This is a genomic window from Streptomyces phyllanthi, from assembly GCF_009377205.1.
Classification (GTDB): Bacteria; Actinomycetota; Actinomycetes; order Streptomycetales; family Streptomycetaceae; genus Streptomyces; species Streptomyces phyllanthi.
Genome location: NZ_VJZE01000648.1, coordinates 1 through 3,938, shown reverse-complemented (window position 1 = coordinate 3,938; position 3,938 = coordinate 1). Strand labels below are relative to the sequence as shown.

The window sequence follows — 3,938 nt, the reverse complement described above, 5'->3', positions numbered from 1 at the left end:
CGGGTTGGGTGGGTATTTGCCCCCTGGTCTTCTAAAAGCTTTGATCGCGTGCCCGGCCGAGTCTCCCGTCACCGGGACGGGACAGGCCGCGGTTCGGTGGCCGGAATCGTCACCTCGGCCCAGACGGTCTTGTGCGGTGTCGGTCCGTGAGCCACTCCCCAGCGGTCGGCGAGTGCCTCCACGAGGAGCAGGCCTCGGCCGGACTCGCCGTCCTCGGTGGCCTGTTGGGTCCTCGGGAGGCGGTCTCCGCATGTGTCGGTGACCTCGATGCGGAGAGTGTCTCCGACCACGTACAGCGTCAGCCGGAAGTCCCGGCCGGGGACCCGGCCGTGGGTGACGGCGTTGGCCGCCAGCTCGGCGACGACCAGGTCCGCCGGGTCCAAGGGGAGCCCCCAGGCGCGGAGTTGCTCGGTGGCGAGGAGGCGGGCCAGGCGGGCGCCGTGCGGCGTGGCGGAGAGGCTCACGCTGACGTTGCGGAAGTGGTCGTCGAGGTTGGCCGTGAGGTCGGCGGTTTCTTGATTCACGTCACTGAGAGTGGCGGCACGTGCCTACTGTGAGGAGTGACTGCGCCGTTGCGTACGGTGACTGTCCGGAGCTTGTCCAGTGGTGTCCGGGCTGTCAGCACGACCCAGTACGGGTACGGCGCGTTGAACCACAGAGGTGCGACGGAGGGGCACGGGATGACGACGATCGAGGGCGACGCGGTACAGCTCAAGGGCGAGATGGATGAGCCGGGTTGGGAGGTCGACCCGGACGACGACTGGGGCGTGGCGGTCGTCGCGACCGTGGGGCGGCAGCTGAAGCTGCGGCGCGAGGCCGTGGGGATGCGGGCCGCCGAGTTCGGGGCGGTGGTGGGCTATGGCGAGGACATGGTCTACAAAATCGAGAGCGGGAAGCGGATTCCTCGGCAGGAGTACCTGAACAAGGCCGACGAGGTGTTGCGGGCGGGCGGGCTCATCGCCGCGACGTGGGAGGACGTGAAGAAGGTCCGGTACCCGAAGAAGGTTCGGGAGCTGGGGAAGCTGGAGGGCAAGGCGGTCGAGATCGGCGTGTACGAGTGCAACAGCATCCACGGGTTGTTGCAGACGCCTGAGCACGCGCGGGCCTTGTTCGAGGCTTGGCAGCCGCCGTACTCGCCGGACGACGTGGAACGTATGGTGGCCGCTTGTTTGGCCCGGCAATCAGTCTTCGAACGAGACCCGGCCCCGTCCGTCCACTACGTCCTGGAAGAGGCGCCGCTGCGTCGGCAGGTTGGGGGCACAATGGTGTGGCGACAGCAGCTCGAACATCTGCTGGAGATGGGGCGCTTGAACAACGTCACACTCCAGGTCATGCCGACGAACACCGAGGCCCATCCAGGACTGGACGGCAGGATCGAGTTGCTGAAGTTCCCGGACGGTACGGCGGTGGGGCGCGCCGATGGACTGTTCAACGGCCGGCCCGTCTCCGACCCCAGACAGCTCCGCATTCTGGAGCTGCAATATGGAACCATCCGGGCGCAGGCCCTCCCGCCCCGGGAGTCGCTGGCCTTCATCAAGCAACTGCTGGGAGAGACATGATCCGCAAGGCTTCCGCGGAAGACGCCTCCGAACTGGCGTGGTTCAAGAGCAGCTACAGCAGCGGTACCAATGGCGAGTCCTGCGTCGAGATCGCCCCCACCCCCGCCACCATCCATGTCCGCGACTCCAAGAACATCTCGGGCCCCCGGCTCGCCTTCACCCCGGACACGTGGGCAAACTTCGTCACGTACGCGGCCGAGGGCTGATCCCACCGCCGGGGCCGCCGGTGGCCGTTCAATGTCAGTGCCGGGTGCAAGACTCCCCGGCATGATCGAACCGGACCCGAAAGCAGACCTGCTCCGCTACCTGCAAGACGCCCGCGACGCCCTGCTCTGGAAGCTCGACGGGCTGTCCGAGTACGACGTCCGCCGCCCTCTCACACCCACCGGGACCAACCTGTTAGGGCTGGTCAAGCATGTCGCCAGGGTCGAGTTGGGGTACTTGGGGGACACGTTCGGGCGGCCGTATTTCGACGAGGAGCAGCCGCCCTGGTGGTACCTGGACGACTCCGAAGCGAACGCGGACATGTGGGCCACCGCGGACGAGTCGCGCGAGCAGATCGTCGGTCTGTACCGGCAGGCGTGGGAGCACTCGAACAGCACCGTCGCCGCGCTGGGGCTCGACGCGATCGGTCACGTTCCGTGGTGGCCGGAGGGGCGGCGAGAGGTGACCCTGAATCACGTCCTGGTCCGGGTGATCGCCGACACCCACCGGCACGCGGGTCACGCCGACATCGTTCGGGAACTCATCGACGGAAGCGTCGGAATGTTGCCGGGGAACACCAGCATCCCACCGGGTGATCAGGCGGAGTGGGAGAGCCACAGGCGCCGGCTGGAGCGCGTGGCGCGGGAGGCCGGCGACGGCGGGTGAGGCCCTAGCGTGGCCCCATGACCCAAGCACACGCTCACGACACACTGGAACGAGACCCGGAGCTGCCCGGACGGCTGCTGGCCGCCGAGCGGGATGTGCTGATTCCTCTCCTGCGCAGTCGCCCGGAGGGGGACTTCGCCGTCAGGACCTGTTGCCCGGGCTGGACCGTGCGGCATGTGCTCGCGCACTGTTCGGCGGCCTTGTCGCGGGTGGTGGAGAGGCGGTTCGAGGAGGGGGTGTTCAGCCCCGAGTCCAATGACCGTGACATCGCCGAGCGGGACGGCTGGTCGGTCGGGCAGATCGTCGACGAGCTGGAACGGGGGATGACCGAGGCGGGGCCGGTGATCGCCAAGGCGGGCGGCCGACTCGACGGGGTCGCCTTCGGAGAGTGGGTGCACGCGGGAGACGTACGTGACGCCTGGGGTGAACCCGGCGCGTACGGGGGAGCCACTGCGGAACTCGCGTTGGGCCTGCTGGCGTGGATCACCCGCGACCGGGGTCACCTCGCGCTGCACGCCGACCTCGACGCCGTGGACGAGCCGCTGCTGCTCGGGGCGCCCTCCGGGGAGCAGTCACCCGCTCGCTTCATCGGCGATACGCCCACCCTCGTACGCCTCTACGCGGGACGCCCGCTCGTCGGCACGCGGTACGAGCTGGCCGGGGCGAGGGAGCCGGAGCTGAACGTCTACGGGTGAGCGGCGGACGCGCCCGGCTCCGCCACCACTCCGCAACCGATCAGTCCTTCCGGCTCTCCGCCTTGAGGTGCGTGGCGAAGAAGTCGTCGATGCGCCGCCAGGCGTCGACGGCGGACTCCGGGTGCGGTCTGATGCCCGCGACGCGCATCAGCGGACGCAGCGCGCGCGGTCCGGCCTCGGCGTCGTTGAGGAAGGAGTGCCCGGCCTCCGGGTACTCCTTGACGTCGTGGACGATGCCCAGCCGGTCGAGTGCCGCCTCCAGCCTGGGGGCCACGCCCTTGAGCGTACGGTCCTGGGCTCCGTAACTCGCCACGACGGGGCAGGAGCCGGTGAGCGCCCGGTCCAACTGCTTCGGCAGACGGCCGTAGTTGACCGAGGCGGCGTCGAAGTCGCCGTCGCCCACGGCGAGGAGGGCGAAGGAACCGCCCATGCAGAAGCCGATGATGCCGATCCGCCCGGTGCAGTCGGGATCCTGGGCGAGGCGGGTGCGGGCCGCCTCGATGTCGCGGAAGGCACGCCCCTGTCCGGACAGCGCGGCCCGGAAGGTCGGCACCAGGCAGCGTACGGCCCCTCCGTCGGTGAACAGGTCCGGCATGAGGACGAGGTACCCGGCTTCCGCCAGGCGTTTCGCCTGACGGTGCATCACGTCGTTGATGCCGAGCGCCTCATGGATCACCACCACACCGGGCCAAGGGCCTGGCCCGGTGGGCCGGGTGAGATGGCCGGTGAGCCGTCGGGAGCCCCCGCGCGCGGCGCTCAGCCCGGTGAGATCGACGGTCGTGGTGGTCGTGGCGGGCATGCTGTCCTCCGGGGG

Annotated in this window: 6 protein-coding genes; 4 read left to right on the top strand and 2 right to left on the bottom strand. The window is 69.3% G+C overall.

The genetic code is table 11. The features are described 5' to 3' along the window. Positions 1–68: 68 nt before the first annotated feature. Positions 69–524, bottom strand: a complete 456-nt coding sequence (locus tag FNH04_RS42780; RefSeq protein ID WP_322725490.1) for an ATP-binding protein — start codon at positions 522–524, stop codon at positions 69–71. A gap of 156 nt (positions 525–680) precedes the next feature. Between FNH04_RS42780 and FNH04_RS42775 the strand changes: the two genes are divergently transcribed. The 4 genes from FNH04_RS42775 (at position 681) to FNH04_RS42760 (ending at position 3,124) form a co-directional block, all read left to right on the top strand. Then, on the top strand, positions 681–1,559 hold the full coding sequence (locus FNH04_RS42775) for a helix-turn-helix domain-containing protein (protein WP_152791634.1): 879 nt from the start codon (positions 681–683) through the stop codon (positions 1,557–1,559). Further along, positions 1,556–1,765: a DUF397 domain-containing protein gene (locus FNH04_RS42770; RefSeq protein WP_152791633.1), complete on the top strand. Its 210-nt coding sequence runs from the start codon at positions 1,556–1,558 to the stop codon at positions 1,763–1,765. The genes FNH04_RS42775 and FNH04_RS42770 overlap by 4 nt, the downstream gene beginning before the upstream one ends. Positions 1,766–1,826: 61 nt before the next feature. Further along, positions 1,827–2,429: a DinB family protein gene (locus FNH04_RS42765; protein WP_152791632.1), complete on the top strand. Its 603-nt coding sequence runs from the start codon at positions 1,827–1,829 to the stop codon at positions 2,427–2,429. A 17-nt stretch (positions 2,430–2,446) separates the two neighbouring features. Then, a complete protein-coding gene (locus tag FNH04_RS42760) occupies positions 2,447–3,124 on the top strand; it encodes a maleylpyruvate isomerase family mycothiol-dependent enzyme (protein ID WP_152791631.1) in 678 nt (225 codons plus the stop codon). A 40-nt stretch (positions 3,125–3,164) separates the two neighbouring features. Here the strand turns inward: FNH04_RS42760 and FNH04_RS42755 are convergent. Beyond that, positions 3,165–3,938: dienelactone hydrolase family protein (locus FNH04_RS42755; RefSeq protein ID WP_322725488.1), on the bottom strand; the 774-nt coding region annotated here is incomplete at its 5' end.